General features: G+C 67.1%; 29 protein-coding genes. 17 read left to right on the forward strand and 12 right to left on the reverse strand.

Annotation, left to right across the window (positions count from 1 at the left end; genetic code table 11):
- Positions 1-52 precede the first annotated feature (52 nt).
- Together AC6JAC_RS05260 and trxB are read right to left on the reverse strand one after the other, a co-directional pair.
- On the reverse strand, positions 53-1,432 hold the full coding sequence (locus AC6JAC_RS05260; RefSeq protein ID WP_497963714.1) for an FAD-dependent oxidoreductase: 1,380 nt from the start codon (positions 1,430-1,432) through the stop codon (positions 53-55).
- Between the two features lie 261 nt (positions 1,433-1,693).
- On the reverse strand, positions 1,694-2,683 hold the full coding sequence (gene trxB / locus AC6JAC_RS05265) for a thioredoxin-disulfide reductase (protein ID WP_497963716.1): 990 nt from the start codon (positions 2,681-2,683) through the stop codon (positions 1,694-1,696).
- A 200-nt stretch (positions 2,684-2,883) separates the two neighbouring features.
- Between trxB and AC6JAC_RS05270 the strand changes: the two genes are divergently transcribed.
- Positions 2,884-3,234 carry an ArsR/SmtB family transcription factor gene (locus tag AC6JAC_RS05270; RefSeq protein ID WP_028269996.1) on the forward strand — a complete coding sequence of 117 codons (351 nt, stop codon included), beginning with the start codon at positions 2,884-2,886 and terminating at the stop codon, positions 3,232-3,234.
- 35 nt (positions 3,235-3,269) lie between these two features.
- Positions 3,270-3,755: a GNAT family N-acetyltransferase gene (locus AC6JAC_RS05275; protein ID WP_347900000.1), complete on the forward strand. Its 486-nt coding sequence runs from the start codon at positions 3,270-3,272 to the stop codon at positions 3,753-3,755.
- 58 nt (positions 3,756-3,813) lie between these two features.
- Here the strand turns inward: AC6JAC_RS05275 and AC6JAC_RS05280 are convergent, their stop codons facing one another.
- A complete protein-coding gene (locus tag AC6JAC_RS05280) occupies positions 3,814-4,272 on the reverse strand; it encodes a PLDc N-terminal domain-containing protein (RefSeq protein ID WP_028269998.1) in 459 nt (152 codons plus the stop codon).
- A 60-nt stretch (positions 4,273-4,332) separates the two neighbouring features.
- Here AC6JAC_RS05280 and AC6JAC_RS05285 point away from each other — a divergent pair, with 60 nt between their 5' ends.
- Positions 4,333-4,647: a DUF4229 domain-containing protein gene (locus tag AC6JAC_RS05285; RefSeq protein WP_055804745.1), complete on the forward strand. Its 315-nt coding sequence runs from the start codon at positions 4,333-4,335 to the stop codon at positions 4,645-4,647.
- Positions 4,648-4,701: 54 nt separating this feature from the next.
- On the opposite strand, the gene AC6JAC_RS05290 is transcribed toward AC6JAC_RS05285, so the two are convergent.
- From AC6JAC_RS05290 to AC6JAC_RS05310, 5 genes are read right to left on the reverse strand one after another with little or no spacing between them, the layout of a single operon-like run.
- The gene (locus tag AC6JAC_RS05290; RefSeq protein WP_497963719.1) at positions 4,702-5,583 is read right to left on the reverse strand and encodes a 1,4-dihydroxy-2-naphthoate polyprenyltransferase; all 882 of its coding nucleotides are present in this window, start codon (positions 5,581-5,583) and stop codon (positions 4,702-4,704) included.
- Between the two features lie 51 nt (positions 5,584-5,634).
- On the reverse strand, positions 5,635-6,783 hold the full coding sequence (locus tag AC6JAC_RS05295; RefSeq protein ID WP_497963721.1) for an AMP-binding protein: 1,149 nt from the start codon (positions 6,781-6,783) through the stop codon (positions 5,635-5,637).
- A 29-nt stretch (positions 6,784-6,812) separates the two neighbouring features.
- Positions 6,813-7,781: a 1,4-dihydroxy-2-naphthoyl-CoA synthase gene (locus tag AC6JAC_RS05300; protein ID WP_347899896.1), complete on the reverse strand. Its 969-nt coding sequence runs from the start codon at positions 7,779-7,781 to the stop codon at positions 6,813-6,815.
- A gap of 21 nt (positions 7,782-7,802) precedes the next feature.
- Positions 7,803-8,243, reverse strand: a complete 441-nt coding sequence (locus AC6JAC_RS05305; protein ID WP_028270003.1) for a VOC family protein — start codon at positions 8,241-8,243, stop codon at positions 7,803-7,805.
- Between the two features lie 51 nt (positions 8,244-8,294).
- Positions 8,295-9,056, reverse strand: a complete 762-nt coding sequence (locus tag AC6JAC_RS05310) for a CPBP family intramembrane glutamic endopeptidase (protein ID WP_347899897.1) — start codon at positions 9,054-9,056, stop codon at positions 8,295-8,297.
- A 70-nt stretch (positions 9,057-9,126) separates the two neighbouring features.
- On the opposite strand from AC6JAC_RS05310, the gene AC6JAC_RS05315 reads away from it, so the two are divergent.
- The 8 genes from AC6JAC_RS05315 to AC6JAC_RS05350 all read left to right on the forward strand — a co-directional run bounded on the left by AC6JAC_RS05315 (position 9,127) and on the right by AC6JAC_RS05350 (position 18,653).
- Positions 9,127-10,107, forward strand: a complete 981-nt coding sequence (locus tag AC6JAC_RS05315) for a metal ABC transporter substrate-binding protein (protein WP_028270005.1) — start codon at positions 9,127-9,129, stop codon at positions 10,105-10,107.
- Positions 10,104-10,895, forward strand: coding sequence for a metal ABC transporter ATP-binding protein (locus AC6JAC_RS05320; protein ID WP_028270006.1), 792 nt, complete (start codon positions 10,104-10,106; stop codon positions 10,893-10,895). The genes AC6JAC_RS05315 and AC6JAC_RS05320 overlap by 4 nt, the downstream gene beginning before the upstream one ends.
- Before the next feature lie 3 nt (positions 10,896-10,898).
- Positions 10,899-11,774, forward strand: coding sequence for a metal ABC transporter permease (locus AC6JAC_RS05325; RefSeq protein WP_347899898.1), 876 nt, complete (start codon positions 10,899-10,901; stop codon positions 11,772-11,774).
- 104 nt (positions 11,775-11,878) lie between these two features.
- Positions 11,879-13,525, forward strand: a complete 1,647-nt coding sequence (locus tag AC6JAC_RS05330) for an ABC-F family ATP-binding cassette domain-containing protein (RefSeq protein ID WP_497963725.1) — start codon at positions 11,879-11,881, stop codon at positions 13,523-13,525.
- 192 nt (positions 13,526-13,717) lie between these two features.
- Positions 13,718-14,065, forward strand: coding sequence for a hypothetical protein (locus tag AC6JAC_RS05335; RefSeq protein ID WP_028270009.1), 348 nt, complete (start codon positions 13,718-13,720; stop codon positions 14,063-14,065).
- The gene (nirB, locus tag AC6JAC_RS05340; protein ID WP_497963727.1) at positions 14,065-16,671 is read left to right on the forward strand and encodes a nitrite reductase large subunit NirB; all 2,607 of its coding nucleotides are present in this window, start codon (positions 14,065-14,067) and stop codon (positions 16,669-16,671) included. Before AC6JAC_RS05335 ends, nirB begins: the two co-directional genes overlap by 1 nt.
- Positions 16,668-16,985, forward strand: a complete 318-nt coding sequence (locus AC6JAC_RS05345) for a Rieske (2Fe-2S) protein (RefSeq protein WP_028270011.1) — start codon at positions 16,668-16,670, stop codon at positions 16,983-16,985. Before nirB ends, AC6JAC_RS05345 begins: the two co-directional genes overlap by 4 nt.
- Before the next feature lie 207 nt (positions 16,986-17,192).
- Positions 17,193-18,653 (forward strand): amino acid permease, encoded by a 1,461-nt coding sequence (locus AC6JAC_RS05350; RefSeq protein ID WP_028270012.1) that lies wholly within the window; start codon positions 17,193-17,195, stop codon positions 18,651-18,653.
- Between the two features lie 181 nt (positions 18,654-18,834).
- Here the strand turns inward: AC6JAC_RS05350 and AC6JAC_RS05355 are convergent, their stop codons facing one another.
- Together AC6JAC_RS05355 and AC6JAC_RS05360 are read right to left on the reverse strand one after the other, a co-directional pair.
- Complete coding sequence (locus tag AC6JAC_RS05355) at positions 18,835-19,587, reverse strand: dienelactone hydrolase family protein (RefSeq protein ID WP_497963730.1); 753 nt, start codon at positions 19,585-19,587, stop codon at positions 18,835-18,837.
- Between the two features lie 123 nt (positions 19,588-19,710).
- Complete coding sequence (locus tag AC6JAC_RS05360; protein WP_011693098.1) at positions 19,711-19,887, reverse strand: CsbD family protein; 177 nt, start codon at positions 19,885-19,887, stop codon at positions 19,711-19,713.
- A gap of 156 nt (positions 19,888-20,043) precedes the next feature.
- Between AC6JAC_RS05360 and AC6JAC_RS05365 the strand changes: the two genes are divergently transcribed.
- From AC6JAC_RS05365 to AC6JAC_RS05385, 5 genes are all read left to right on the forward strand, one after another.
- Positions 20,044-20,517, forward strand: a complete 474-nt coding sequence (locus AC6JAC_RS05365; RefSeq protein ID WP_028270014.1) for an SRPBCC family protein — start codon at positions 20,044-20,046, stop codon at positions 20,515-20,517.
- Positions 20,517-21,209, forward strand: coding sequence for a pentapeptide repeat-containing protein (locus AC6JAC_RS05370; protein WP_028270015.1), 693 nt, complete (start codon positions 20,517-20,519; stop codon positions 21,207-21,209). Before AC6JAC_RS05365 ends, AC6JAC_RS05370 begins: the two co-directional genes overlap by 1 nt.
- 152 nt (positions 21,210-21,361) lie before the next feature.
- Positions 21,362-22,591 (forward strand): thiolase family protein, encoded by a 1,230-nt coding sequence (locus AC6JAC_RS05375; RefSeq protein ID WP_028270016.1) that lies wholly within the window; start codon positions 21,362-21,364, stop codon positions 22,589-22,591.
- Positions 22,591-23,427 carry an enoyl-CoA hydratase/isomerase family protein gene (locus tag AC6JAC_RS05380; protein ID WP_028270017.1) on the forward strand — a complete coding sequence of 279 codons (837 nt, stop codon included), beginning with the start codon at positions 22,591-22,593 and terminating at the stop codon, positions 23,425-23,427. The genes AC6JAC_RS05375 and AC6JAC_RS05380 overlap by 1 nt, the downstream gene beginning before the upstream one ends.
- A gap of 2 nt (positions 23,428-23,429) precedes the next feature.
- The gene (locus AC6JAC_RS05385) at positions 23,430-24,302 is read left to right on the forward strand and encodes a 3-hydroxyacyl-CoA dehydrogenase family protein (protein WP_028270018.1); all 873 of its coding nucleotides are present in this window, start codon (positions 23,430-23,432) and stop codon (positions 24,300-24,302) included.
- Between the two features lie 46 nt (positions 24,303-24,348).
- Here the strand turns inward: AC6JAC_RS05385 and AC6JAC_RS05390 are convergent, their stop codons facing one another.
- Positions 24,349-24,789, reverse strand: a complete 441-nt coding sequence (locus tag AC6JAC_RS05390; protein WP_028270019.1) for an SRPBCC family protein — start codon at positions 24,787-24,789, stop codon at positions 24,349-24,351.
- Positions 24,790-24,825: 36 nt separating this feature from the next.
- On the opposite strand from AC6JAC_RS05390, the gene AC6JAC_RS05395 reads away from it, so the two are divergent.
- Positions 24,826-25,434 carry a GNAT family N-acetyltransferase gene (locus AC6JAC_RS05395; RefSeq protein ID WP_028270020.1) on the forward strand — a complete coding sequence of 203 codons (609 nt, stop codon included), beginning with the start codon at positions 24,826-24,828 and terminating at the stop codon, positions 25,432-25,434.
- Positions 25,435-25,481: 47 nt separating this feature from the next.
- Here the strand turns inward: AC6JAC_RS05395 and AC6JAC_RS05400 are convergent, their stop codons facing one another.
- Positions 25,482-26,375 (reverse strand): SGNH/GDSL hydrolase family protein, encoded by an 894-nt coding sequence (locus tag AC6JAC_RS05400; protein WP_028270021.1) that lies wholly within the window; start codon positions 26,373-26,375, stop codon positions 25,482-25,484.
- Positions 26,376-26,497 lie beyond the last annotated feature (122 nt).

The raw sequence follows: 26,497 nt of genomic DNA on the forward strand, positions 1-26,497 counted from the left end.
AGGGGTGAGGTTTCCTTCGTGGGCGGTGATGCTTGCGGGGTCGGGGCGGGGCTTAGTTGATGCCGGAGCGGCCGTGGGTCAGGCCGGTGGGGAAGCCCACCAGGACTGGTTCCGGAGCCGCGCAGCAGCCGGACTCCGCCGAGTCCGCGGCGGCTGCTGCGGCGGGGACGTCGCAGCTGGTGCCGGCGTCGGAGGAGCAGACGCCGGTCTCCGGGAGTTCGAGCTGGACGGTGTCGGAGGCTTCGCGGTCCCCGGCGAGGGCTGCCACCACTGAGCGGACCTGTTCGTAGCCGGTGGCCAGCAGGAAGGTGGGGGCCCGGCCGTAGGACTTCATGCCGACGATGTAGAAGTCCTTGTCCGGGTGCGCCAGGAGCCTGGCGCCGTGCGGGGGAACAGTACCGCAGGAGTGGAATTCGGGGTCGATCAGGGGGCCAAGCTGGCGCGGAGCCTCCACGGCGGGGTCCAGTTCGAGCCGGAGTTCGCGCAGGATATCCAGGTCCGGCCGGAACCCGGTGCAGGGCACCACGATGTCGGCGTCCAGCGTGCGCCCGTCAACGGCTGCCACGGTGACGTGCGAGTCCAGGGACTTGAAGGAGGAAATGCCGAAGCCGGTGTGCAGTTCGATGGTGCCGGCCTCGACCAGTCGGCGGAGCCTGCTCCCAAGCTGGCCTCGGGCGGGCAGCCCGTCGGCGTCGCCGCCACCGTAGACCTTCTCCGCGGAGGCGCCGCGGACGGCCCACAGGATCCGGGTGTCGGGTTCGTTCTTGGCCAGGTCCGCGAGGCTGATGAGCGTGTTGGCGGCGGAGTGCCCTGCTCCGACCACCAGGACTCGGCGCCCGGCGAAGGATGCGCGGTCCCGTCCGGTGACGTCGGGAAGCGGCGAGGAGATCCTGTCCGCGGCGGTCTCTTCGCCGATGGCGGGCAGGCCTGAGGTGCCGAGCGGATTGCGGATGGACCACGTGCCGGAAGCGTCAATGACGGCGGCCACGGCGTGGTCGCGGACTTCCCCGCCCGCACCTTCCACCCGCACCACGAACGGTGTGGTGTCCCGGTTCCGGGTGTGGGTCTTGTCCATCCCGGACCGGGTTACCGCAACCACCCGGGCACCGTTCTCCAGCCGGGAAGCGATGGCCGGGAGCGCGGCGAGCGGTGCGAGGTAATCATCGATCAGCTCGCCGCCGTAGGGGAGGGCCGTGGGCCGGGGCGATTCCCAGCCGGAGGCTTCGAGCAGGCGGACGGCGGCGGCGTCGAGGTTGAACCGCCATGGGGAGAACAGCCGGATGTGGCGCCATTGCTCAATGGCGGCTCCCGCCGTCGGGCCAGCCTCGAAGATCAGCGGCTCCAGGCCGCGTTCCAGGAGATGGGCGGCGGCGGCCAGGCCCACGGGGCCGGCGCCGATCACGGCAACGGGAAGGTTCGTCGTCGAATCCAAGGTGTCCTCTTTCATCAGTTCGTGTGGCGGTTCGCGGCCCAACTAGGTAGCAGTAGATGTCGTTTTGAGGGCTCATAACGACATCTGCTGCTACCTAGTTGGGCAAGCAAGGCGGAAGGTGGAAGGTGTCGGGCGGGGAGGGCGGCTAGCAGCAGTCCTGATCCGTGCAGGATTCGTCCTCGCAGCAGCCGTTGTCGGTGCAGCATCCGGTGTCCATTCAGCTCACCTCCTTCCCGTTGAGAAGCTCTGTTCAGTGAATTCCTAGGCGTGGGTGGGTTCCTCGACCAAGGCCGTTGCAATGCTGTCCGCATCATCCAGGGCGGCCAGGTACCGCTCCGCATCCAGGGCGGCGGCGCAGCCGGTCCCGGCGGCGGTGATGGCCTGGCGGTAGCGGTGGTCCACGGCGTCGCCGCAGGCGAAGACACCCGTCAGGTTGGTGACCGTGGTGGGGGAGTCCACCTTGATGTAACCCTCGGCGTCGAGCTCAACCTGGCCATCGACGAGTTCCGTCCGCGGCACGTGTCCGATCGCCACGAAGATGCCCGTGGCGGCCTGCTCGCGGGTTTCCCCGGTCCGGGTGTCCGTGAGGGTGACACCGGTGACTTTGGGGTCGCCATGGATGGCGGTCACGGCGGAGTGCCAGGCGAAGCTGATCTTGGGGTTGTCCTTGGCGCGCTGGGCCATGATGCGGGAGGCGCGGAGTTCACCCTTGCGGACCACCACGGTAACGGTCCGGGCGAAGCGGGTCAGGAACGTGGCTTCCTCCATGGCTGAGTCCCCGCCGCCGACGACGACGATGTCCTGGTCGCGGAAGAAGAAGCCGTCGCAGGTGGCGCACCAGGAGACGCCGTGGCCGCTGAGTTTCTTCTCCTCGGGAAGGCCGAGTTCCTTGTAGGCGGAGCCGGTGGCGAGGATGACGGCGGGCGCCTCATAGATGTCTCCCGCGCCCGTGACCACACGCTTGAGGTGCCCGGCCAGCGTCACCTCAGTGACGTCGTCGAACATCACCTGGGCGCCGAACCGCTGCGCCTGCTCCTGCAGGCCGTCCATGAGCTCCGGGCCCTGGATGCCGGACGGGAAACCCGGGAAGTTCTCCACCTCGGTGGTGTTCATCAGGGCGCCGCCGGCCGTTACCGATCCGGCCAGGACCAGGGGCTTCAGGCCCGCGCGGGCGGCGTAGATCGCTGCGGTGTAGCCGGCGGGGCCGGACCCGATGATGATCAGCTGTTCGGTGCTCGCTTCGGCGGTCATGTGGTCTCCTGGGTAGTGGTTCGAAGGCGCTGTGCCCCAGCGCCGCGTAAACAAGTGCAACAAGGACGGGGCCTTCAATCAAGGGCCCGACGGCGCCGCGGCGCCCTGATGCAACCGGTAAGAGATAAATTGATGAAGATCGATATAGAGAGTATCCCCACCTATATCGATGAATGTCAATCTATGTGCATAATGGGTCTATGAACTCCCTGCAGATCGTCGAAGCCCCCGTGGACGCCTCATGCTGCGTCCCGTCGGTAAAGCCGGCGCTGAGTGCTGACGAGGCCCAGCAGCGGGCCCTGGTCTTCAAGGCGCTAGCCGACCCGAACAGGTTGCGGCTGCTGTCCATCGTCAAGGCCGGCGACTCGGGTGAGTCCTGCGTCTGCGACCTCACGGAACCGCTGGACCTGGGCCAGCCCACCGTGTCCCACCACTTGAAAGTGCTGGTGGAGGCCGGGCTGCTGCACCGCGAAAAGCGCGGCACCTGGGCTTATTACTCCCTGGTTCCGGGCGCACTGGAACAGACGGCCGGACTCCTCGAGAGCCTGTGAACCCGCAGCCTGCTCCAGGCCTCACGATCCGTGCCATGACGGACGCTGACTGGCCGGAGGTCCGGCGGATCTACCGCGAGGGCATTGAGACCGGTCACGCCACCTTTGAATCGGAGCCGCCGGACTGGAAACGGTTCAATACCTCACGGCTGCTTCCGCACCGGCTGGTGTGCGAGACGCCGGAGGGTCGAATCCTTGGCTGGGCGGCAGTCTCCGCGGTGTCATCGCGCCCGGCCTACGCCGGGGTGGTGGAGCACTCCGTCTATGTGGCTGCGGACGCCCGCGGACGTGGCGTGGGAGCGCTGCTGCTCCAGGCGCTGGCGGACTCCACCGAGGGCGGCGGGATCTGGACGATCCAGGCCAGTGTCTTTCCCGAAAACGACGCCAGCCTCAGGCTCCATCTCGCCAACGGTTACACCGTTGTGGGACGACGGCGGCGCATCGCCCTTATGACCCATGGCCCCTGTGCCGGGCAATGGCGCGACACCGTGCTGATCGAGCGGCGCTCGGCCGTCGTCTAGCCGTACTCGGTCGTCTAGCCGTACTCGGTCGTCTAGCCCTACGTGACCTCGAAAGGCGTTACTTGACCTCGTCGGTGCCGTGCGCGTCGGTCTCGGGGTGGTGTGATTCCTCGGTGTGCTTGTCGCCCCGATGGGTGCCGTTCGGCTTCCCCTTGCCCTCGGCGCCGCCGGCAGGGCTGCCATTGACCTTGCGTTCCTTGGCCTGGAGTTCATCCTTGAGCTTTTTCAGGCGGTCCGCTTCGGCCTGGTTCCGACGGCGGATTTCCAGGTTGCGCAGGAAGTCGGGGTCGTCATCCGGCGCTGTGGTGCGGGCGTAGGACTGCGGGGCGGGGCGGCTTCCACGCGGCCGGCCGATGATGAACCAAAGTGCCGCTCCCACCACGGGGAGGACAACCATCACCACGATCCAGGCCGTCTTGGAAATACCCCTGGTGAGGTGCTTGTCAGTCCGGATCACGTCCACGAGGCCATAGACGAATATGGCAAGAACGGCAACGGCGACCAATACACGGGGCATACCACCAGTCTAGCGTCCGGGCGCCGGGCGGCGGACGGCTAAACTTGGACTGTGGCCTTTATGAAATACTCCCTGATCCGTCTGGCACTGTTTGTGCCGCTGTTCGTGCTGTTCAGCTTCCTTCAAATCGGAATCCTGCTCGCCGCGGTGTGCGCCGGCCTCATCGCTTTCGCGATCAGCTACCTTTTCTTCCAGAAGCAGCGCGACGCCGCCACGGCCACCCTGCATGAGCGGTTCTCCGGCCGGGCCAAGCCCATCCGGACCGCCGGTGAGGTGGAAGACGCCGACGCCGAGGACACCCTGGTGGATGCCAACCCGGACATCACCGTCCGCTCAGAAATTCCCCGCACCGAAGTTCCCCGCAAGGACGCTTAGGTCCGCTTAGCGGCACCGATGCTTAGAAGCACCGACGCCCGGCGGCGCCGGCGCTTAGAGCCCGTGGCTTAGCACGAGGCCCAGCGAGAACAGCACGCTGTAACCCAGGTTGATCATGCCCGTCTGCTTCAGGACCGGGATCAGGCTCTTGCGCTTCCGGCCGTTGATCATCAGCCAAGAGGGCATCAGGCTGGCCGGGATCAGCAGCAGCACGATGAGCATCCACGGGCGCGACGGTGCCAGGACGATCACCAGCAGGATGGCCACGGCGAGCATCAGCACGTAGCTTTCGCGGGCGTGCTTGTCACCCAGCCGCACGGCCAGTGTCTTCTTGCCCGCCTGCATGTCCGTGGGGATGTCCCGGACATTGTTCGCCATCAGGAGCGCGCACGCGATCAGCCCGGTGCCGATTGCGCCGATGATGGCCGGCAGGCTGATCTCCCCCGCCTGCGTGTAGGTGGTGCCAAGGGTGGCCACCAGGCCGAAGAACACAAACACGAACACGTCGCCCAGGCCCATGTAGCCGTACGGGTTCTTGCCGCCGGTGTACCCCCAGGCCGCCAGGACGCAGCCGAGACCCACCAGGATCAGCCACCACGCCTGCGTGATGAGCACCAGCACCAGGCCGAACAGCATCGCCAGCCCGAACGCGGCGAACGCGGCGCGCTTCACCATCTCCGGCTTCGCAGCGCCGGAGCCCACCAGGCGGAGCGGGCCCACGCGGTCCTCGTCCGTGCCCCGGATGCCGTCCGAGTAGTCGTTGGCGTAGTTCACGCCCACCTGCAGCAGCAGGGCCACCAGCGCGGCCAGGATGGCGTTGACGGGCTTGAACGCGTCCATCTCGAAGGCCGCGGCAGTGCCGATCAGGACCGGTGCGATGGCAGCCGGCAGGGTGCGCGGTCGGGCGCCTTGGATCCATTGTGCGGCTGTAGCCACGGTCAGTACTCCGATTGGTTCGTTGTTCGGTTCAGCTTGGGAAGAGCTTTTCTATTTTCCCTGATGCAGGGCGTCCAGCAGAACGGTCATGCCGAGGCGGTCCGGTTTGCCGTTGGGCAGCATCATGAGTTCCCCGGCAGCCAGGACGGTTTTGGGCGCCAGGACGCCCAGTGCATCGTGGCGCCGCGCGGTGAAGCCTTCGATGCCGGCGGGCGTGGCGTCGTCCACGGCGACGTAGGCCGCCACCGCCTGGCCCCATTCCGCCGACGGGACGCCGGCCACAAAGGCCGCCAGCACGCCGTCGAGCTTTTCCAGCTCGGCCTGCACGTGCGTGGCGGACACCTTGACGCCTCCGGTGATGATGACGTCGTCGGCGCGGCCCAGCACCGTGAGCTTGCCGGTGGCGTCGATGGAGCCGAGGTCGCTGGTGCGGTACCAGCGGACGCCGTCCTCCTCGAAGAAGGCGTCGGCGGTGAGGGCGGGGTCGCCGATGTAGCCGGCGGCGAGGGTGGCGCCGCCCAGCAGGATCCGGCCGTCCCCGTCCACGCGGGCGAGTACGTCCTCGAGCGGGAAGCCGTCGTAGACGCAGCCGCCGCAGGTTTCCGCGGAACCGTAGGTGGTGATCACCCGCGCGCCGGCGTCGCGGGCCGCGGCAAGCAGTTCGGGCGACGCGGGGCCGCCGCCGAGCAGGATTCCGTTGAAGCGCCGGAGGGCGGCCAGCGTTTCAGCGGACGGGGCGTCCAGCAGCCGCTGCAGCTGCGTGGGCACCAGGGAGGTGAAGCGGATCTTGTCCGTGAGCTCCTGGGCGGCCGCGGTGAAGGCCTCCGGCGTGAAGCCGCCGGAGAGGTCCATGGCCCACGGCCGCGTGCCGGCGAAGAGGGAGCGCACCAGGACCTGTAGCCCGGCCACGTACTGCACGGGGAGGGCCAGCAGCCACTGGCCCTCCCCCTTGAGTGCGAAGGCGGTGGCCACGGAGGACGCCGCTAGGGCCTCCACCGTGAGGACCGTTGCCTTGGGTGTACCGGTGGAACCCGAGGTCCGCACCACCACGGCGGCGTCCTCGAAACCCGGCGTTTCCACGGCGGAGACCACCAGGTTGCCGTCGGCGTCGGCGGAAAGCTCGACGGCGGGGCCCTCGCCGTGGAGGGCGTCAGCCAGCGCCTTGAGTGCAGGCTCGATGTTCGGAAGCTGGGAGGTCACAGGGGCTGCCTTCGTCAGTGGGGCGGGCTTTAGAAGTAGTACGGGAACTGGGACCAGTCGGGGTCCCGCTTCTCGAGGAAGGCTTCCTTGCCTTCCACGGCCTCGTCCGTCATGTAGGCCAGCCGGGTGGCTTCGCCGGCGAAGACCTGCTGCCCGGCCAGGCCGTCGTCGGCCAGGTTGAAGGCGAACTTGAGCATGCGGATGGCCTGCGGCGACTGCCGCGCGATGTCCGCCGCGTATTCCAGAGCGACTTCCTCGAGGCGTTCGTGGTCCACGGCCTCGTTGACTGCGCCCATCCGGACCATGTCCTCGGCAGAGTATTCGCGGGCCAGGAAGAAGATCTCGCGGGCGGCCTTTTGGCCGATCTGGCGGGCCAGCAGCGCGGAGCCGTACCCGGCGTCGAAGCTTCCCACGGTGGCGTCCGTCTGCTTGAACTTGCCGTACTGGCGGGAGGCGATGGTGAGGTCCGAGACGACGTGCAGCGAGTGCCCGCCGCCGGCGGCCCAGCCGTTGACGACGGCGATGACCACCTTGGGCATGGTGCGCATGAGCCGCTGGACTTCCAGGATGTGCAGCCTGCCGGCGCGGGCGGGATCGATGGTCTCCTTGGTTTCGCCGTCTGCTGCGTTCTGTACTACGTACCGATACCCGTCCCTGCCCCGGATGCGCTGGTCTCCGCCGGAGCAGAACGAGTGCCCACCGTCCTTGGGCGAGGGCCCGTTGCCGGTCAGCAGCACGGTGGCCACGTTGGGGGTCATGCGGGCGTGGTCCATGGCCCGGTAGAGCTCGTCCACGGTGCCCGGGCGGAAGGCGTTGCGGACCTCCGGGCGGTTGAAGGCGATGCGGACCGTGGGCAGGTCCCGCAGCACCGCGCCGTCCGAATCCCGCTCCACCTGCCGGTGGTAGGTCATGTCCTGGAAGTCGTCGAAGCCGGCCACGGTGCGCCACCGGGAGGGGTCAAAGACGTCGGATACCTTGGCTGGAAATACGTTGCTCACAGACCGAGTCTAGTAATCGCCTCAGCTGATGCAGAACTCGTTGCCTTCGGGGTCCGCCATGGTGTGCCATTCGTGCGGCCCCTGGCTGGCCGTCCAGAGGAACGTTGCGCCGCGTGCCTCCAGCTCTTTGCGCACCTCATCCTTGTCCCTGCCGTCCAAGCGGACATCCCAGTGCACCCGGTTCTTGACGGTCTTTCCCTCGGGCGCGGTCTGGAACAGCAGCCGCCGTTCCGGAGCCTTGGCATCGATCTCTTCCGCCGGCCGGATGGCGGCCCCGGCCTCCCAGACCAGCTTGCCCTTGTGGGTTTTGGTCTCGGCTTCGGTGGCGTACCCCTGCTCGATCATGGACCGGATGAAGCCCTCGTCCTGCGGCTCCACGGCCCAGTCCAGGGTGTCCGCCCACCAGTCGGCAAGCTCGTGCGGGTTTTTGCAGTCGATGACGATCTGAATGTTGAGTCCCATTACCCAAAAGTACGACGGCGGCGCGCGCGGCGGTAGGGGGGCGGACGGGTCCTAGGGCTGGACCTGCTGCAGCTGCTCCATCAGTTCGGGCGGGATGGCGTAGATGAACACCACTGCCAGCAGGTTCTTGGCGGCGTGCACGAAGTAGCTGAACATCAGGTTTTTCCCGGTCCACACGTACACGAACACCAGCGTGGCGCCCATGGCGAGGTACGGCATCAGCACGGGCAGGGTCAGCGTTTCCTGGCCCACGATGTGCAGGGCGGCGAAGAGGAAGGTGGACAGGACGCAGCACACCCAGATGTTGACGCGCCGGCTCAGCTTGCCGATCAGCAGGTGGCGGAAGATGTACTCCTCCACGAACGGGCCCACAATCACCAGCAGGGGCACGATCAGCCACGGCGATACCTGCTGCACGAGTGCCTGCACGTTGGCCTGGTTGGCGGAGCCCTGCACGGGTCCGGTCAGGGCCACCAGGATGGCGGTCAGGATCAGCATGGCCACCACTGCCACCGGGATCATGATGAGCGTGAACCACGGACGAGTGGCCAGCACGCGGAGGTCGCGGGAGGCGACGCGGCGGGCGGCGGCGACGGCCAGGATTCCCACGCCGCCGTAGAACAGCAGGTTCACCGAGTACACGGCCACGGTGGGGTCCGGGGACAGTTGCAGCAGCAACGGCTGCAGCAGCGGTCCGGCAACCGCAAAGAGCGCGGCGACGGCCACGTAGAGCCCCACGGTGGTGTAGTCGAGCGCGGAAAAACGGTAGAGCTCCGGTCGTGGCGCCGGGGAATTGCGGACAGCTGTTCCCATGTGTCCAGCCTAGCTGGCCAATGACTGCCGGCGTTGCAGCGGAGTTAGGGCGCCCGGTAGAATGTTCGGTATGCCTAAATTTCTGTTTCGGTGCGCCAAAGTAGTCCGCCGAACCGGTTTCCTCCGCTCTGCCGGAGCCGCCGTCGTCGCCGCTTTCCTCTTCCTGTCCCTGGCCGCCTGCGGGGGTGCCGCTCCCGGCCAGGGCCCCGGCGATGAGAAGCCCGTGGTGCTCACCACCTTCACCGTGCTGGCCGACGTCGCCCAGAACGTGGCAGGGGACAAGCTGCAGGTCGAATCCATCACCAAGGCCGGCGCCGAAATCCACGGCTACGAGCCCACGCCCGGCGACATCCGCAAGGCCTCGAAGGCGGACCTGATCCTGGACAACGGCCTGAACCTGGAAGCGTGGTTTGCCCAGTTCGTCGAGGGCCTGGACGTCCCGCATGCCGTGGTGAGCGAGGGCGTGAAGGTGATGTCCATCAGCGAGGACTCTTACCAGGGCAAGCCGAACCCGCACGCGTGGATGTCGCCCGTGAACGTGCAGATCTACGTGGACAACATGGTGAAGGCGTTCTCTAAGCTCGATCCGGACAATGCCGCCACGTTCGAGGCGAACGGTGCGGCCTACAAGGCCAAACTGCAGGCCGTGAAGGACGAGATGGTGCAGAAGCTCGCCACCGTCCCCGCGGCACAGCGTGCCCTGGTGACCTGCGAAGGCGCCTTCTCCTACCTGACCCGCGACGCCGGCCTCAAGGAGGTCTACATCTGGGCAGTCAACGCCGAACAGCAGGCCACGCCGCAGCAGATCGCCCGGGCCATCGAATTCGTCAAGGCCAACAAAGTCCCGGCCGTCTTCTGCGAATCCACGGTGTCCGACGCCCCCATGCGCCAGGTGGTGGGAGCCACGGGTGCAAAATTCGGCGGCGTGCTCTACGTTGACTCGCTGTCCGAGGCGGACGGCCCCGTGCCCACGTACCTGGACCTCATCCGGCACGACTCCAAACTCATCACCGAAGCACTGGTTAGTGCCCCGGCGGGTGCAGGATCATGAGCACTCCGGCCATCCTCGTTGAAAACGTCACCGTCCACTACGGCGAAGTCCTGGCGCTGGACGCGGCATCGCTCAGCCTGGACACCGCCCGGATCTGCGGCCTGATCGGCATGAACGGCTCCGGCAAGTCCACGCTGTTCAAGGTGATCATGGGAATGATCAAGCCCGACGCCGGCCGCGTGCTGATCCATGGCCAGTCACCGGCCAAGGCGCGCAAGGAGGGGGGAATCGGCTACGTCCCGCAGAGCGAGGACGTGGACTGGCAGTTCCCGCTGTCCGTCCGCGACGTGGTGATGATGGGCCGCTACGGGCACCAGGGCTTCACCCGCCGCCCCTCCAAGGCTGACCGCGCCGCCGTCGACCTCGCCCTGGACCGGGTGGAACTGTCCGAGTTCGCGAACCGGCAGATCGGCCAGCTGTCCGGCGGCCAGAAGAAGCGCGCGTTCGTGGCCCGGGGCATCGCCCAAGGTGCCACGATGATGCTCCTGGACGAGCCGTTCGCCGGCGTGGACAAGCGCTCCGAAGCCACCATCACCCGCCTGCTGCGGGAACTCGCCTCGGACGGCTGCACCATCCTCATCTCCACGCACGACCTCCACGCCCTGCCGCAGCTGTGCGACGAAGCCGTGCTGCTGATGCGCAAGGTCCTGATGCACGGCCCGCCCGAGGTGGTCCTGCAGCCCGAACACCTGGCCATGGCCTTCGGCCTGGACGTCCTCAACCGGGACCTTCCGGAGCAGGAAACTGCCAACCAGCGCCGCCTTTCCAAGCAACAGGACTGGAGCTAAGCCATGGACCTCTTCGACATCGTGCTGGAGCCATTGAGCTACGACTTCATGGTGCGCGCCATCATCACCACGGCGCTCGCCGCCGTGGTCTGCGCCGTCCTGAGCTGCTGGCTCGTGCTGATCGGCTGGTCGCTCATGGGCGACGCCGTTTCCCACGCCGTGCTGCCCGGCGTCGTGCTTGCCTACATCGTCGGCGCGCCGTTCGCCCTGGGGGCGCTGGTGTTCGCACTGATCGCCGTCACCCTGATCGGGGTGGTCCGGAACACCAGCCGGGTGAAGGAGGACGCGGCGATCGGCATCGTGTTCACCTCGCTGTTCGCCCTGGGCCTGGTGCTCATCTCCGTCACGCCCAGCCAGACCGACCTCAACCACATCATCTTCGGCAACCTGCTGGGCGTCAGCATCCCGGACCTCATCCAGGTGCTGGTGCTGGGTGTGGTGGCGTTCGCCATCCTGATCCTCAAGCGGCGCGACCTCACGCTGTACGCCTTCGACCCCGTGCACGCCCACGCCATCGGGCTGTCGCCCAAGCGGCTGGGGGCACTGCTGCTGGGCCTGCTCGCGCTGACCTCCGTGGTGGCCCTGCAGACGGTCGGGGTGGTGCTGGTGGTGGCCATGCTGATCATCCCCGGGGCCACGGCGTACCTGCTCACCGACCGGTTCTCCCGCATGCTGGTGATCGCCCCGGTGGTCTCCGCAGTGTGCTCCATCGCCGGCATCTACCTGAGCTACTACCTGGACACCGCCTCCGGCGCCATGGTGGTGCTCACCCAGGGTGTGGTGTTCGCCGCCGTCTACCTGTTCAGCCCCCGCCAGGGGCTGATCGGCACCCGGCTGGCGAAGGCCCGCCGCAGGAAGGCAGTGGCGCTCGCCGCGTGAAGCGTACGACGGCGGCGCTTGACGCCGGGGGTCCGGCCGGGCAGGCTGGAGCGATGAAGTCCTAACCAGCAGCGCCCATTTCCCGGACCCCGTTAGGACTTCCCTTGACTGAACACCTTTCCCTGACCGGCGTCACCCATGGCTACGGTGACCGCCAGCTTTTTGCTGCCGTCGACCTCACGATTGGCGCCGGCGAGCACGTGGCCGTCGTCGGCGAAAACGGAGCCGGCAAATCAACCCTGCTGCGCATCCTGGCCGGTCTAGAGCCGCCGAACGAAGGCACGGCCGCCAGCCACGGACGCATCGGGTACCTCGCCCAGACCACCGGCCTGCCGGCGTCCTTCACGGTGGGCAACGCCATCGATGAGGCGCTGGCCTCACTCCGCGCCGTCGAGGCCGAGCTGGACCGCCTGGAATCCGGCCTGGCCGATGCGGACGAGGAGCAACTGGAGCGCTACGGCAACCTGCAGACCGAATACCAGCTCCGCGAAGGCTACGCGGCGGAGTCGCGCGTGGAAGCGGCACTGGACCGGCTGGGCCTGGGCGGACTGGACCGGCAGCGGACGCTGGGTTCGCTCTCCGGCGGGGAGCAGCACCGGGTGGCGCTGGCCTGCGTGCTGGCTGACCCCGCGGACATCCTTCTGCTGGACGAGCCCACCAACCATTTGGACACGAGCGGCACTGCCTGGCTCGAGGCGCGGCTGGCCGCCCACCGGGGGACCGTCGTCGTGGTTTCCCATGACCGGGCGCTGCTGCGCAAGGTGGCCGTTTCCGTCATCGAAGTGGACGCCGAACGGGGCGCCGTCAACCGCTACGGGAACGGTTACGAAGGGTACCTGCGGGAGAAGGCGGCCGAGCGTGAACGCTGGGTGCAGCAGTACCGCGGCTGGCTCGATGCCATGGCCGCAGAACGCCTGCAGGCGGACACCGTGGCCGGGAAGATGGGCTACGCCCGCCGGCGCGACGGCGACAAGATGGGCTTCGACTTCAAGGCCGGCACCTGGCAGCAGGCAGCCAGCAGCAAGGTCCGCAACGCCCAGGAGCGGCTCCGCCGGCTCGAGGCCAACCCGGTGGACCGTCCGCCGGTTCCCCTGAAGCTGGCGGTGGACCTGCAGGGCGGGTCCGACGGCGCTGCCCTGGATGCCCCCGCCCTGGAGGCCCGCGGCGTGGAAGTTCACGGCCGGCTCGAACGGACCGATTTCCGGGTGGAGGCCGGCCAGAAGATCCTGATCACGGGTCCCAACGGCGCCGGTAAATCCACGCTGCTGTCCGTCCTTGCGGGAACACTGGAACCCGATGCAGGCACGGTGGTGCGGCACGGCCGGATCGGCTACCTGCAGCAGGAACTGGAGCCGCCGCAACGCCCGGGGCAGCGGCTGCTCCCGGCCTTCGTCTCCGGCCTGGGCGGGAACATCGACGAACATGCGGAGGCTCTGCTGCGGCTGGGCCTCTTCCGGACCACCGAATTCCACGTGCCCGTGGGCAGCCTGTCCGCCGGGCAGCAGCGCAGGCTCGCCCTGGCCCGGCTGCTGCTGGGCGGCTTCGGCACGATGCTCGTGGACGAACCCACCAACCACCTGGCGCCCGTCCTGGTGGAGCAGCTGGAAACGGCCCTTTCGGAATTCGGCGGAACGCTGATCATGGTGAGCCACGACCGCGCGCTGGGGGAGTGGTTCAGCAAATGCGCCGCACGGGAAGGCACCGGCGGGAGCTGGCTCCGGTACGCCATGCGGGACGGCGCGCTCGTCTAGCTTCGCGTCGTTGGCGGGGCGCGGAAGCAGCCCGGAAAACGGTGAGGTTTGCGTTAAGGGATCGTTACGCCGCACGCGCCGGGCCGAAACAACTGCGGAGCAGGATGGAAGGGAGTCAGTGATTCCCACGCTCAAGTAGCACCCGCGCGCTCAGCCGCCGGGCCTACCCAGCCGGCCGAAAGGATCCCTCCCGTGATCACCAAGAACCTTTTCCTGCAGGGCGTTTTCCCCTTCGAAGGAGCGGGCCTCGACAAGCCCGCCCCCATCCACCGGGAGCTTGCCCACTTCGTTCCGGACGGAATCATCAACCAGACCCTCTACTTCCGGGGCGGGAACTCCAGTTCCGAGCTGATCACCGTGGTCCTGATGCGCGACGGCGTGCCCATGCGGTATTTCCCCATCGGCGCCAAGAGCGACGTCCACGTGCCGCTCCGCGTTGTGGAGGACATCGAGGGCGGCTCGGTGATTGAGGTGTTCCTGCTGGCGGCCGAGGGCGTGGCGGGCTTCGTGGTGATTGACCTGGGCATGGTGGAACACTGATGACCGCCGTCACAGACAAGACGCAGCCCACGTCCCAGCACAAAGGACAGCACAACGCCCAGCACAGGTTGCCCGGCCCTGTTCCCGCGTCGAAGGGCAAGCGGCCGCCCGGAACACGGGACGCCCGCCGTCGGCTGGTGGTGATCGGCAACGGCATGGCCGGTGCCCGGGCCGTGGAGGAAATCCTTGCCCGCGGCGGCGCCGAGCAGTTCACCATCACCATGTTCGGCGACGAGCCCTACGGCAACTACAACCGGATCATGCTCAGCCACGTCCTCTCCGGCGAGGAAAGCGACGCGGACATCTTCCTGAACTCCCTGCACTGGTACCAGGACAACAACATCACGCTGCACGCCGGGGTGCGGGTGGAACGGATCGACCGGTTCACCAAATACGTCTTCGCCAACAACGGCCACGTAGTCCCGTATGACGTGCTGATCATCGCTACCGGCAGCCAGTCGTTCATGCCGCCCATGGACGGCCTGTACACCCCCAGCGGCTCCATCAAGCCCGGGGTCTTCACGTTCCGCACCATCGACGACACCCGCAACATGGTGAAGCACGCGCAGGACGAAGGCCATCCCTCGGACAGGCGACGCAGTGCCGTGGTGGTCGGCGGCGGCCTGCTGGGGCTCGAAGCCGCGCGCGGGCTCCAAAGCCACGGCATCGACGTGGACGTGGTGCACTCCGGCGGGCACCTCATGAACGCCCAGATGGGGCCCGACGGCGGCGCGATCCTGCGCCGGAGCGTCGAAGCGCTCGGGATCCGGGTGCATACCGGCAGCCGCACCACCGCGGTCCTGGGCGCGGACAAGGTCACCGGCGTCCGGCTGCGGGACCGGCCGGACATCGACTGCGACATGGTGGTGGTGGCCGCCGGAATCCGCCCGAACGTGGATGTCGCCGTCCTCAGCGGACTGCATGTGGAACGCGCCATCGTGGTGGACGACCAGCTGCGCGTGGTGGACGAGGACGACATCTATGCCGTGGGCGAATGCGTCCAGCACCGCGGCGAGGTCTACGGCCTGGTGGCCCCTCTCTGGGAGCAGGCCGTGGTGCTCGCCAACCACGTCACGGGCGCGGACTCTGCCGCGGCCTACCTTGGCTCCCGGATCGCCACGAAACTCAAGGTTGCCGGCGTCGAGGTCGCTTCCATGGGCCTGCAGGGCCCGGAACGGGAGACGGACGAACACATCGTGTTCTCCGAGCCCAGCCGCGGGGTGTTCAAGTCCATCGTCATCCGGGACAACAAGATGGTGGGCGCCACGCTCCTCGGTGACAGCCGCAAGGTGGCCTACCTGACCCAGGCCTTCGACAAGGGGCTGCCCCTGCCGGAGGAACGGATCGCGCTGATGTTCGACCTGGGCGGTCCCGGGGAGGAACAGGGCGTGGCCGAGCTCAACGACGACGCCCAGGTGTGCAACTGCAACGGCGTCAGCAAGAAATCCCTGGTTGATGCGGTCAAAGGCGGGTGCAACACCGTGGCCGGCGCCATGGACGCCACGCGGGCCGGCAAAGGCTGCGGTTCCTGCAAGCTGCTGGTGAAGCAGGTTGTGGAATGGGCGGCCGACGGCGACGTGGCGGAGGACCCGGCCGCCAGCTATTACGTCCCGGGCATCCCGCTGGACAAGGCCTCGCTGATGGCGGCCATCCGCAAGCAGGGGCTCCGCTCGGTGTCCTCCGTGTTCGCCGCCCTGGCGCCAAGCAGCGCGGAGGATGCGAAATCGAAGATGGGCCTGGCGTCGCTGATGAAGATGATGCTGGCGGACCAGTACATCGACGAGCGCGACGCCCGGTTCATCAACGACCGCGTCCACGCCAACATCCAGCGGGACGGCACGTTCTCCGTGGTCCCGCAGATGAAGGGCGGCGTGACCTCCGTGCAGCAGCTGCGCCGGATTGCCGACGTCGCAGAGAAGCACAACATCCCGCTGATCAAGCTCACCGGCGGGCAGCGCATCGACCTGCTGGGTGTTCCCAAGGAAGACCTGCCGCAGGTCTGGGCGGACTTGGACATGCCGTCCGGCTACGCCTACGGGAAGAGCTTCCGCACGGTCAAGACGTGCGTGGGCAAGGACTTCTGCCGCTACGGGACCGGCGATTCCACCAGGCTGGGCATCGACATCGAGTCGCGGTTCCAGGGCATCGAGGCGCCGGCCAAACTGAAGCTGGCGGTGTCCGGCTGCCCGCGGAACTGCGCCGAGTCGCTGGTCAAGGACGTGGGCGTGGTGGCCGTGGAAGGCGGCCGCTGGGAAGTCTATGTCGGGGGAGCGGCCGGCGCCCACATCCGCAAGGGGGACCTGCTGGCCACCGTCGATGACCCGGAGGAGGTCAAGGTGCTGACGGGCCGGTTCATGCAGTACTACCGGGAGAACGCCAACTGGCTGGAGCGGACGTATTCGTTCGTGCCGCGGGTGGGCATCGACCACATCCGGGCTGTCGTGGTGGACGATGCCGAGGGCCTTGCGGCCCAGCTGGACGCCGCGATGCAGGCCTCCGTGGACAGCTATGTGGATCCGTGGACTGAACGCGACGATCCGCTGACACCGGGGCAGTTCCGCACCTCGCTGCCGCTGACGGTTCTTCCCCAGGTGCCGGTCCGATGAACGCGGGCTTCAACCTGGGCCCGGTGGACCAGATCCCGTTCGGTGAGGGGCGGGCCTTCGGCGTCGACGGGGAGCAGGTGGCGGTGTTCCGGCTCCGCGACGGGAGCCTTCGGGCGCTGTCCGCCGTGTGCCCGCACAAGGGTGGCCCGATCGCGGACGGCACCATCGATCAGGACCTGGTCCTGTGCCCGTTGCACCAAAACGCCTTCAGCCTGGACACCGGCTGTTCCACCACCGGCGCCGAACCTCTGACCAGCTACGACGTCCAAATGGATAACCATCAGAATATTATTCTGCGTACCGCCGCACGATAGGTGAATTTATTCGGCATATCCCCTTTCAACTGTTGTCTGCGTCACTGACGGTTCCGCCGGGCTTGTAAACTGGGGAGGCCGCGCGAACTTCGACGCCCTGCGAGTTTTGGTCCGGATAATTGCCCCAAACGGGGGATAAACCCGAATTATCCGAACCTAAGCTCCGCGTTCCTGAGCCGGCCATCCCCCGACCCACAAGGAACAGTTGTGCCACAAAGTACCCCCACAGAACTCGTGAGCCCGCCGGCGCAATCCGCCGTCGTCGACTCCACCCTCAGCGCCGAGGGCTACAAGAAGTCCCTGAGTGGCCGCCAGGTCACCATGATCGCCATGGGCGGCGCCATCGGCGTCGGCCTCTTCATGGGTGCCGGCGGACGCCTGGCCTCCACCGGCCCCGCGCTGATCTTCTCCTACGCCATTGCCGGCGTCATCGCGTACCTGCTGATGCGCGCGCTCGGCGAACTCATCATGTACCGCCAGACGTCGGGTTCCTTCGTCAGCTACGCCGGCGAAATGTTCGGCAAGAAGGGCGCGTACCTGTCCGGCTGGATGTACTTCATCAACTGGGCCATGACCGGCATCGCCGAGCTCATCGCGATCGGACTGTACTTCCAGTTCTTCTTCCCCAACGTGCCCGTTGAACTGTCGGCCATCGCAGCACTGCTGCTGCTGGTGGGCGTCAACCTCCTGAGCGTCAAGGCGTTCGGCGAATTCGAATTCTGGGCCTCCTGCCTCAAGGTCGGCGCCATCGTGATCTTCCTGGCCGTGGGCACCTTCATGGTGGTTACCAACGCCCAGGTGGGCGACGGCCACGCATCGGTCAACAACCTCTTCGCGGCCGAAGGCGGAATGTTCCCCAAGGGTGCACTCGTCATGATCCTGGTCCTGAACGCCGTGATCTTCGCCTACAACGGCATCGAGCTCGTCGGCATTACGGCCGGCGAAATGCAGGACCCCGCCAAGGAAGTGCCCAAGGCGATCCGCGCCGTCGTGTTCCGCATCGTGGTGTTCTACGTCGGCTCCGTGACGCTGCTGGCCATGCTGCTGCCGTCTGACCAGTACGTGGCCGGCACCTCGCCGTTCGTCACCGTGTTCGGCCAGATGGGCCTGGGCTGGATGGGCGACGTCATGAACATGATCGTCATCACCGCCGCACTGTCCTCCTGCAACTCGGGCCTGTACTCGATCGGCCGGATCTTCCGCACCATGGCCAACAACGGCCACGCCCCGGAATGGCTGACCCGGATGTCCAAGAGCCACGTGCCGTACGCCGCCATCCTGGCCATCGGCGCCGTGTACCTCGTCGGGATCCTGCTGAACATCTGGCTGGGCGGCTCGCACGCGTTCGACCTTGCCCTCAACTCCGCCTCGATCGGCGTGATCTTCACGTGGGGCGCCATCTTCGCCAGCCAGATCGCGCTGCGCAAGAAAAAGGGCAAGGTCTCCTCCCTGCCCGCGCCCGGCGGAACCTGGAGCAGCTGGGCCGGCCTGGTTGCCCTGCTGGCCATCACGGTGCTGATCGGCTTCGACACCATGACCAGCAAGTCCGGCGAGGTCTTCCACCTGGGCCTCTGGACCCTGGCCACCATCCCGTTCTTCGCCCTGGTGCTGTGGCTCGGCTGGCAGAAGGTCCGGAACAACGAACCGAAGAGCGAGCTCTTCAGCTAACGCTTTTCACCCAAGCAGTACGACGACGGCGGCGGTCACCTTCCAAGGCGGCCGCCGTCGTCGTCCCCGTCTTTTGAGCGCCCGGGGGAAGCGCGAGCGGACACTTGAGGCCCCCGGAGGAGCGCGAGCGGACACTTGAGCCCCTGGTGCAGGGCCATAACTGTCCGTTCGCGCTGAGTGGTCAGGCCTTAAGGTGCCGGGCGAAGTGGTCTTCGATCCGCTGCCAGGCCTCCGCCGCCGCTTCCGGGTCCGGCTTGACGCCCATGACGCGGAAGAGCGGGCGCAGCACGCGGGGTCCTTCCTCGGCGTCGTTCATGAACGCGTGTCCGGCGCCGTCGAATTCCTTGATGTCGTGCTCGATGCCCAGCTTGTCCAGCGCGGTTTCCAGTTTCGCAGCGGCGCCAGGCAGGGAGCGGTCCGCCTTGCCGAAATTGCCCACCACGGGACAGGCGCCGAGTAGCGCTTCCTCCGGGTTCCTGGGCAGCCTGCCGTAATTGACGGCCGCGGCGTCGAAACCGTCCTTGGCGATCAGCAGTGCGAAGCCGCCGCCCATGCAGAAGCCGATGACGCCGATCTTGCCGTTGGTGCGCCCCGATTCCTCCAGCCAGTCCCGCGCTGCGGCGAGGTCCGCGAAGGCCTTACCCGAGCCGGACAGGAGCGAGCGCATGGTGGAGACCAGGCAGCGCCGCGGTCCGCCGTCGCTGAAGAGGTCCACCGCCAGGGTCAGGTACCCGGCGGCTGCCAGCCGGTCCGCCTGGCGCCGCGCGATGTCGTTGAGGCCGAACGCCTCATGGATCATCAGGACGGCGGGAAACGGCCCGGTCCCGGATGGCTCCGCAAGGTAGCCGCGCAGGTGCGGCGAGCCGACGGCGGAAGTCCCGCCGTGTGGGGCGCCAGCGAGGGTGCCCGCGCCGCTGAGGTCAATGATCGTCATGGGGCGGACCTTCCGTTGGCGGTTGCTGTCCACCCGAGAATCTCACAAAAACGGCGGGCATCCCCCAAAGGAATGCCCGCCGCGTTGCCCGTGGCAGCTGCCGAAGCCGCCGCCTGGGATGCTCTAGTCTCTTTTGAACTCGTCCTTCACGTTTTCGCCAACTTTCTTGGCGTCAGCAACAACCTGGTCCTTCTGACCCTCTGCGCGCAGACGGTCATTGTCCGTGGCGTTGCCGGCCGCTTCCTTGGCCTTGCCGCCGAGGTGCTCTGCTTCGTTCTGAATTTTGTCGCCGATACCCATGGTGTATTCCACCTCTCGTTGCCGGTAAAAAAACTAAGCGATTTCACCATAACACAAAGCATGCTTACTAATTCAAGGAATAAGTCCATGAGTTAGGCAAGGTCCATCCGGCGTCGTGCCGTGACGGTTGTCGGCGCTGCCGGATAGGCTCGGGGCATGGACCACAAGACCACCCTCGCCCGTCACGTCAACGCCAGCCCGGACAAGGTGTGGGCCGTGATCTCGGACATCCCGGGCTCCGCCGCCACCCTCTCCGGAGTCGACTCCGTCCAGATGCTCAGCGAGGGCGGATATGGCGAAGGCACCCGATGGAAGGAAACCCGCACCATGATGGGCCGGGCCGAAACCGTGGAAATGTGGGTGTCCCAGGCCGAACCGCCGTCGGCCGCCAGGGCCGGCACCACAACCGTCAAGGCGCTCCAGGGCGGCGCGGACTACACCACGCGGTTCATTCTTGCCGAGCGCGACGGCGGGACGGACCTGACTTTGACCTTCGGCGCCGAGGTGGTCAAGCCCACGCTCCTGAGCAAAGTCATGATGGCCCTCTTCGGCAGGATCGGCATGAGCATGACCAGGAAAATGCTGGCCAGGGACCTGTCCGAGATTGCTGCGAAGGCCGAGTCCCTCTGATGGCGGGCAGGCCCGCCGCAGGAAGTGGTACCGCAGGAAGAGCGCCCAAGGTGACGGCGCCGAGGCTCTCGCCGGTCCGGCTTGAGGAGCTCCGCGATGAGCCGTCCCCGGATTTCCAGCGCGGCGAAAGGTACGACGGCGTCAGGTTCAGCCGCGCTGACGCCGACGGACTCGAGCTGAGCGGCACGGACTTCGCCGAGTGTGAATTCGAGGGCGCCTCCTTCAACGAAACACAGCTCCGCGGCGCCACCTTCCGGGACTGCGTCCTGGTCGACGTCTACGCCCCCGTGTTTACCGCCGCGCGGGCCACGCTCCGCGACGTCGAGATCAGCAATCCACGGTGGGGTTCGGCGGAACTGTACGAGAGCGGCTGGACGTCGGTGCGGATCGACGGCGGCAAGCTGGACTACGTCAACCTCCGCGGCTCAAGGCTGACGGACGTGCAGATCAGCGACTGCATCATCAACGAGCTGGACCTTGGCTCCGTGACGGGTACACGCGTGGCCCTGAAGAACTGCACCATCGGCACCCTGGACCTGGCCGGTGCGAAGTTCAAGGACTTCGACCTGCGCGGCACTGACTTCCGCACCATCAGTGGACTCGAGAGCCTGGCCGGCGTGGTGATCGACGACTACCAGCTGAGCCTGCTGGCACCGCTCCTGGCAGCCCATCTCGGCATCACTGTCCTCTAGCCTCCAGACTGGCGGCTGGCGGGTTCCTGCGTAACCCGGTTGACCCCTTGCGGCCGCAGTGTAATCTTTATAGAACGAACGGTCGGTAAATTAGGCCCCGAGCTCTTGCCGCCGCAGATGACATTGCCGTTAATCGCGTGAAGGGTGTTTCCATGGCCTCAGCAGTAGCAGGACCGCAGGCATTTCTGGTGGGCGGTGCCCGGACACCGGTGGGCCGTTACGGAGGAGCGCTCTCCGCGGTCCGCCCGGATGACCTCGCCGCCCTCGTGGTCCGCGAGGCCGTCACCCGCGCAGGCCTTGACCCCGATTCCATCGACGAGGTGATCCTCGGCAACGCCAACGGCGCCGGCGAGGAAAACCGCAACGTGGCCCGCATGGCCACCCTGCTGGCAGGCCTGCCCCTCCACATCCCCGGCATCACCGTCAACCGGCTGTGCGCCTCCGGCCTGAGCGCCATCATCATGGCCAGCCAGATGATCAAGTCCGGTGCAGCTGACATCGTGATCGCCGGCGGCGTCGAGTCGATGAGCCGTGCCCCCTGGGTGCAGGAAAAGCCGCAGACCGCCTTCGCGAAGCCCGGCGCCATCTTCGACACCTCCATCGGCTGGCGCTTCGCCAATCCGCTGTTCCAGAAGGGCGAGCTGTCCCGCGACGGCAAGATGACCTACTCCATGCCGGAAACGGCAGAGGAAGTGGGCCGCGTGGACGGCATCTCCCGCGAAGACGCCGACGCCTTCGCCGTCCGCTCGCACGAACGCTCCCTCGCGGCCATCGCGGCCGGCCGGTTCAAGGACGAAATCGTCCCGGTGACGGTCAAGACCCGCAAGGGCGAAACGGTAGTGGACACCGACGAAGGCCCCCGCGCCGGCACCACCATGGACGTGCTCGCCGGGCTCCGCCCCGTGGTCAAGGGCGGCTCGATCGTCACCGCCGGCAACTCCTCCACGCTGAACGACGGCGCCTCAGCGATCATCGTGGCCTCCGAAGCGGCCATCGAAAGGCTCGGCCTCACGCCCCGGGCCCGCATCGTGGACGGCGCCTCCGCCGGCTGCGAACCCGAGATCATGGGTATCGGGCCTGTCCCGGCCACGCAGAAAGTCCTCAAGCGCAGCGGGTACAGTGTGGGCGACCTCGGCGCGGTCGAACTCAACGAAGCCTTTGCCACCCAGTCGCTCGCCAGCATGCGGCGGCTCGGCCTGGACCCGGAGATTGTTAACCGCGACGGCGGCGCCATCAGCCTGGGGCACCCGCTCGGTTCCAGCGGCTCACGGATCGCCATCACCCTGCTGGGCCGGATGGAACGCGAGGACGCCAGGATGGGCCTGGCCACCATGTGCATCGGCGTCGGCCAGGGCACCGCGATGCTGCTGGAGCGCGTGTAATGGCGGCCCCGGAAAGCGCGAACGGGCACTTGAGCACCCGCGGCCTGGGCACCCTGGACTTCAAAACCCTCCTGGTCGAGGAGCGTGAGGACCGCGTGGTGGTGCTCCTCAACCGCCCCGAAGTCCGGAACGCGATCGACCAGCAGATGGTGGACGAACTCCATGCCGTGTGCGCCGCGCTGGAGCAGAACCCCAAGGTACTCATCATTGCGGGCGTGGACGGTGTCTTCGCCTCGGGTGCGGACATCGCCCAGCTGCGGGAACGGCGCCGGGACGACGCCCTCCAGGGCATCAATTCCACGATCTTCGTCCGGATCGCCAAGCTGCCCATGCCCGTCATTGCGGCCCTGGACGGCTACTGCCTGGGTGGTGGCGCGGAACTCGCCTACGCCGCGGACTTCCGGATCGGCACACCCAGCGTCCGCATCGGCAATCCCGAGACCGGCCTGGGCATCCTCGCCGCGGCGGGCGCCAGCTGGCGGCTCAAGGAGCTGGTGGGCGAACCCGTCGCCAAGCAGATCCTGCTGGCCGGCCTGGTGCTGCGCGCCGAGCAGGCCCTTGCCGTCAACCTCATCACTGAGATCCACGAGGCACCGGTCCTGATGGACGGCGCCCACAGCCTCGCCGACCGTATTGCGCGGCAGGATCCGCTGGCCGTGCGGATCACCAAGTCCGTGTTCCACGCTCCGGCCGAGGCGCACCCGCTGATCGACCAGCTGGCGCAGGGGATCCTCTTCGAGTCCCAGGCGAAGTTCGATCGCATGCAGGCCTTCTTGGACAAGAAGACTGACAAGAAGACAGCCAAGAATTCAGACCAATCAGACGGGACGAAGTAACCATGGGCAATTCCGTACTTCCGGCGGGGCTTCCCGCTACTGTCGGCGTCCTCGGCGGCGGCCGGATGGGGGCGGGCATCGCCCACGCCTTCCTGATCAACGGAGCCGACGTCCTGGTGGTGGAGCGGGACGAAGCCTCGGCCGAAGCTGCCCGGGAACGCGTGGAGTCCGCGGCCGCCAAGAGCATCGAGCGCGGCGCCACAGACGGCAACCTGGACGAGATGGTTTCCCGGCTCTCCGTGACCGTTGACTACGACGACTTCAAGGACCGCCAGCTGGTGGTGGAAGCCGTTCCGGAGGACTGGGACCTGAAAGTGGCATCCCTGCGCGGCATCGAGGAGCGCCTCGCCGCAGACGCCTACCTGGCCTCCAATACGTCCTCGCTGTCCGTCAACGGACTGGCCAAGGAACTGAAGCGTCCGGGCAACTTCCTGGGCCTGCACTTCTTCAACCCGGTGCCGGCGTCCACGCTGATCGAAGTGGTGCTCGGCGAACGGACGTCACCCGAGCTGGCTACCGCAGCGAAAAGGTGGGTCGAGGCGCTCGGCAAGACCGCCGTCGTCGTCAATGATGCGCCCGGTTTTGCCTCCTCACGCCTGGGCGTGGCCATCGCCCTGGAAGCGATGCGCATGGTGGAGGAAGGTGTCGCGTCCGCAGAGGACATCGACAACGCCATGGTGCTGGGCTACAAGCACCCCACCGGGCCGCTGCGGACCACGGACATCGTGGGCCTGGACGTCCGGCTGGGCATCGCGGAATACCTGCAGTCGACCCTGGGGGAGCGCTTCGCGCCGCCGCAGATCCTGCGCGACAAAGTGGCCCGCGGCGAACTCGGACGGAAGACCGGCAAGGGCTTCTTCGACTGGCCGGCCTAGAGTCCGACGGCGGTGGGCCGGCTAGCGCCCGACGGCGGTGGGCCGGCTAGCGCCCGGCCCGCGCGTCGAGCGCGGACTTCAGGCCGTTCAGGGCCGGGTCCCGGAGTGACATGAACGCCGGCTTCATGAACGGTTCGGTGATCCTGAGGGCGCCCTTGAGCTGGAACTCCGCCGTGTACTTCACGGTGGAGCCGGTCCCGTCCGGCGAGACGTCGATGGAGTCCTCGGAAATCACCGTTTTGTTTTCGCCCCGCAGCTTGATGTGGTTCCGGCTCAGCTCCACCACCTCATAGATGAGCGTCTGCCGCTTTCCCCGGAATTCGGCTTCGGCGTGGTACCGGTGGCCCACGGCAACAGGGCCCTCGGAGAGCTTCTTCACCACAGGGGTCCCGGGATCCCATTCGGCGGTGTTCTCGAACGCTGACAGGTAGGTGAAGGCTTCCTCTGCCCCGAGGGGAGAGCTGACGGATCCGGCTACTGTGATCATGCCGACAGCCTAGCCGTTGCCCCCTAGGATGGTGCGGTGACTTCCATCGAACCCATCACACTGACCGGTCGGCACGTCGTCCTCGAGCCGCTGAGCCACGCGCACCAGGACGGCCTGGTGGACGCTGCCCGCGACGGTGAGCTCTGGAAGCTCTGGTACACCAGCGTGCCCACCCCGCAGGGCATGGCTGCAGAGATCGACCGCCGGCTGGGCCTCCAGGAGCAGGGGTCCATGCTGCCGTTCACCACGCGCCTGATCGACCCGGCCACCGGCCGTCCCGGCCGGGTGATCGGGATGACCACGTACATGAATATCGACGCCGCCACTCCCCGCGTGGAGATCGGGTCCACCTGGAATGCGGCTTCGTCGCACGGCACCGGGACCAACCCGGACTCCAAGCTCCTGCTCCTGCGGCACGCCTTCGAAACGCTGGGCTGCCCCGCCGTCGAGTTCCGGACGCACTGGCTGAACCACCAGTCCCGCGAAGCGATTGCCCGGCTTGGAGCCAAGCAGGACGGCGTGCTCCGCAGCCACACCCGGACCGCGGACGGGCAGCTCCGGGACACCGTGGTGTTCTCGATCCTGGAGCACGAGTGGCCCATGGTCCGGGCCAGCCTGGAGTTCAGGCTGGCCAAGCAGCGCTAGGGCCAGGGCGCCCGGATCGGGGAGCCTTGGCCCACGCGGTCCGGACCCTACCTCGCCAAGGTGCCCGGCTTAACCTCGTTCATCACGGCCGTGGCATAGGCCCGGTGCCCGGTGGGCGTCGGGTGGAAGTTGGAGTCAGCCAGAGGATTCCCGCTGTTGTACGCGATCCACGGGGCGGTCGAGTTCACGGCGTGCCCGGCGAACCTCGCTGTGACGTCGACAAACTGCGCGTTCGCCCCGTAGGCATTGGCACTGGAGACTGCCGTGGCGATTGCGGCATTGAGTTTGTCCGTGGCCCGGTTGATCAGACGCTGTTCGTCCGCGGAGAAGTACGGATTCCCGTCCGCCGGCTCGAACAGCCTGGGGTAGCCCAAGACAGCGATCTTCGCGGACGGAGCCACCGTGTGGATCTGGCCGTAGACATTCGCGAGCACCGCACCCACCTGACTCATCCCGCCTTCGGAGGCCGAGACGGCGTTGGCGCACACTTCAACGCCGTAGGCGGCGCAGGCGCCCAGCACCTGGCTTACTCCGGCGTCGTTGGCACCGGCGGTGATGGTGACGATTCCGGTGGACGGATTCAGTTTCCCTGCGCCGATGAGGCCCGTGAGCTGGGCCTGGACGCTAATTTGTTGTTGGAGCGGGTCATCGCCCGAAAAAAGGAGTGCCCCGTGGCAGGCGGCATTGACCACCAGGGACACCCGGCCTGTTTTGTCGACGTCGGTAACGTACCCGGGGGTGCTCTGCCAGCACGTCGCATCATCCGGTTTGTCCGCTTCTCCGGCGCCGGTCCCCGCAGTGTAGGAGTCACCGACGGCGATGTAATCAAGTCCTCCGGCAGGTGCCGCCCCGGCCGGCACCGCCAGCCCCGTGGCCAGTGCCAGTGTTGCCAAACCGGCCGCGAATGCCGCGCGCCGCCGTCGTAAAATCCGGTCACTCATCAGTTTCCCCTTTGTTCTGAACTGTGCACCGGGGCTGCGGAGCCACGGGCCGCGGCCAGGCCGCAAGTACGCCCAAGGGTACGCCGCCGCCCGGCCACCGGATACGGGCCGGAGTACCTGTT

This window comes from Arthrobacter sp. KUASC02 (genome assembly GCF_059739395.1).

Bases quoted from the DNA above. Each gene is read 5' to 3' on its own strand.
- trxB (WP_497963716.1), bottom strand. From the start codon at position 2,683: ATGACCGCCGAAGCGAGCACCGAACAGCTGATCATCATCGGGTCCGGC.
- AC6JAC_RS05270 (WP_028269996.1), top strand. From the start codon at position 2,884: ATGAACTCCCTGCAGATCGTCGAAGCCCCCGTGGACGCCTCATGCTGC.
- AC6JAC_RS05275 (WP_347900000.1), top strand. From the start codon at position 3,270: ATGACGGACGCTGACTGGCCGGAGGTCCGGCGGATCTACCGCGAGGGC.
- AC6JAC_RS05280 (WP_028269998.1), bottom strand. From the start codon at position 4,272: ATGCCCCGTGTATTGGTCGCCGTTGCCGTTCTTGCCATATTCGTCTAT.
- AC6JAC_RS05285 (WP_055804745.1), top strand. From the start codon at position 4,333: ATGAAATACTCCCTGATCCGTCTGGCACTGTTTGTGCCGCTGTTCGTG.
- AC6JAC_RS05305 (WP_028270003.1), bottom strand. From the start codon at position 8,243: ATGGGACTCAACATTCAGATCGTCATCGACTGCAAAAACCCGCACGAG.
- AC6JAC_RS05310 (WP_347899897.1), bottom strand. From the start codon at position 9,056: ATGGGAACAGCTGTCCGCAATTCCCCGGCGCCACGACCGGAGCTCTAC.
- AC6JAC_RS05315 (WP_028270005.1), top strand. From the start codon at position 9,127: ATGCCTAAATTTCTGTTTCGGTGCGCCAAAGTAGTCCGCCGAACCGGT.
- AC6JAC_RS05320 (WP_028270006.1), top strand. From the start codon at position 10,104: ATGAGCACTCCGGCCATCCTCGTTGAAAACGTCACCGTCCACTACGGC.
- AC6JAC_RS05325 (WP_347899898.1), top strand. From the start codon at position 10,899: ATGGACCTCTTCGACATCGTGCTGGAGCCATTGAGCTACGACTTCATG.
- nirB (WP_497963727.1), top strand. From the start codon at position 14,065: ATGACCGCCGTCACAGACAAGACGCAGCCCACGTCCCAGCACAAAGGA.
- AC6JAC_RS05345 (WP_028270011.1), top strand. From the start codon at position 16,668: ATGAACGCGGGCTTCAACCTGGGCCCGGTGGACCAGATCCCGTTCGGT.
- AC6JAC_RS05355 (WP_497963730.1), bottom strand. From the start codon at position 19,587: ATGACGATCATTGACCTCAGCGGCGCGGGCACCCTCGCTGGCGCCCCA.
- AC6JAC_RS05360 (WP_011693098.1), bottom strand. From the start codon at position 19,887: ATGGGTATCGGCGACAAAATTCAGAACGAAGCAGAGCACCTCGGCGGC.
- AC6JAC_RS05365 (WP_028270014.1), top strand. From the start codon at position 20,044: ATGGACCACAAGACCACCCTCGCCCGTCACGTCAACGCCAGCCCGGAC.
- AC6JAC_RS05370 (WP_028270015.1), top strand. From the start codon at position 20,517: ATGGCGGGCAGGCCCGCCGCAGGAAGTGGTACCGCAGGAAGAGCGCCC.
- AC6JAC_RS05375 (WP_028270016.1), top strand. From the start codon at position 21,362: ATGGCCTCAGCAGTAGCAGGACCGCAGGCATTTCTGGTGGGCGGTGCC.
- AC6JAC_RS05380 (WP_028270017.1), top strand. From the start codon at position 22,591: ATGGCGGCCCCGGAAAGCGCGAACGGGCACTTGAGCACCCGCGGCCTG.
- AC6JAC_RS05385 (WP_028270018.1), top strand. From the start codon at position 23,430: ATGGGCAATTCCGTACTTCCGGCGGGGCTTCCCGCTACTGTCGGCGTC.
- AC6JAC_RS05390 (WP_028270019.1), bottom strand. From the start codon at position 24,789: ATGATCACAGTAGCCGGATCCGTCAGCTCTCCCCTCGGGGCAGAGGAA.
- AC6JAC_RS05400 (WP_028270021.1), bottom strand. From the start codon at position 26,375: ATGAGTGACCGGATTTTACGACGGCGGCGCGCGGCATTCGCGGCCGGT.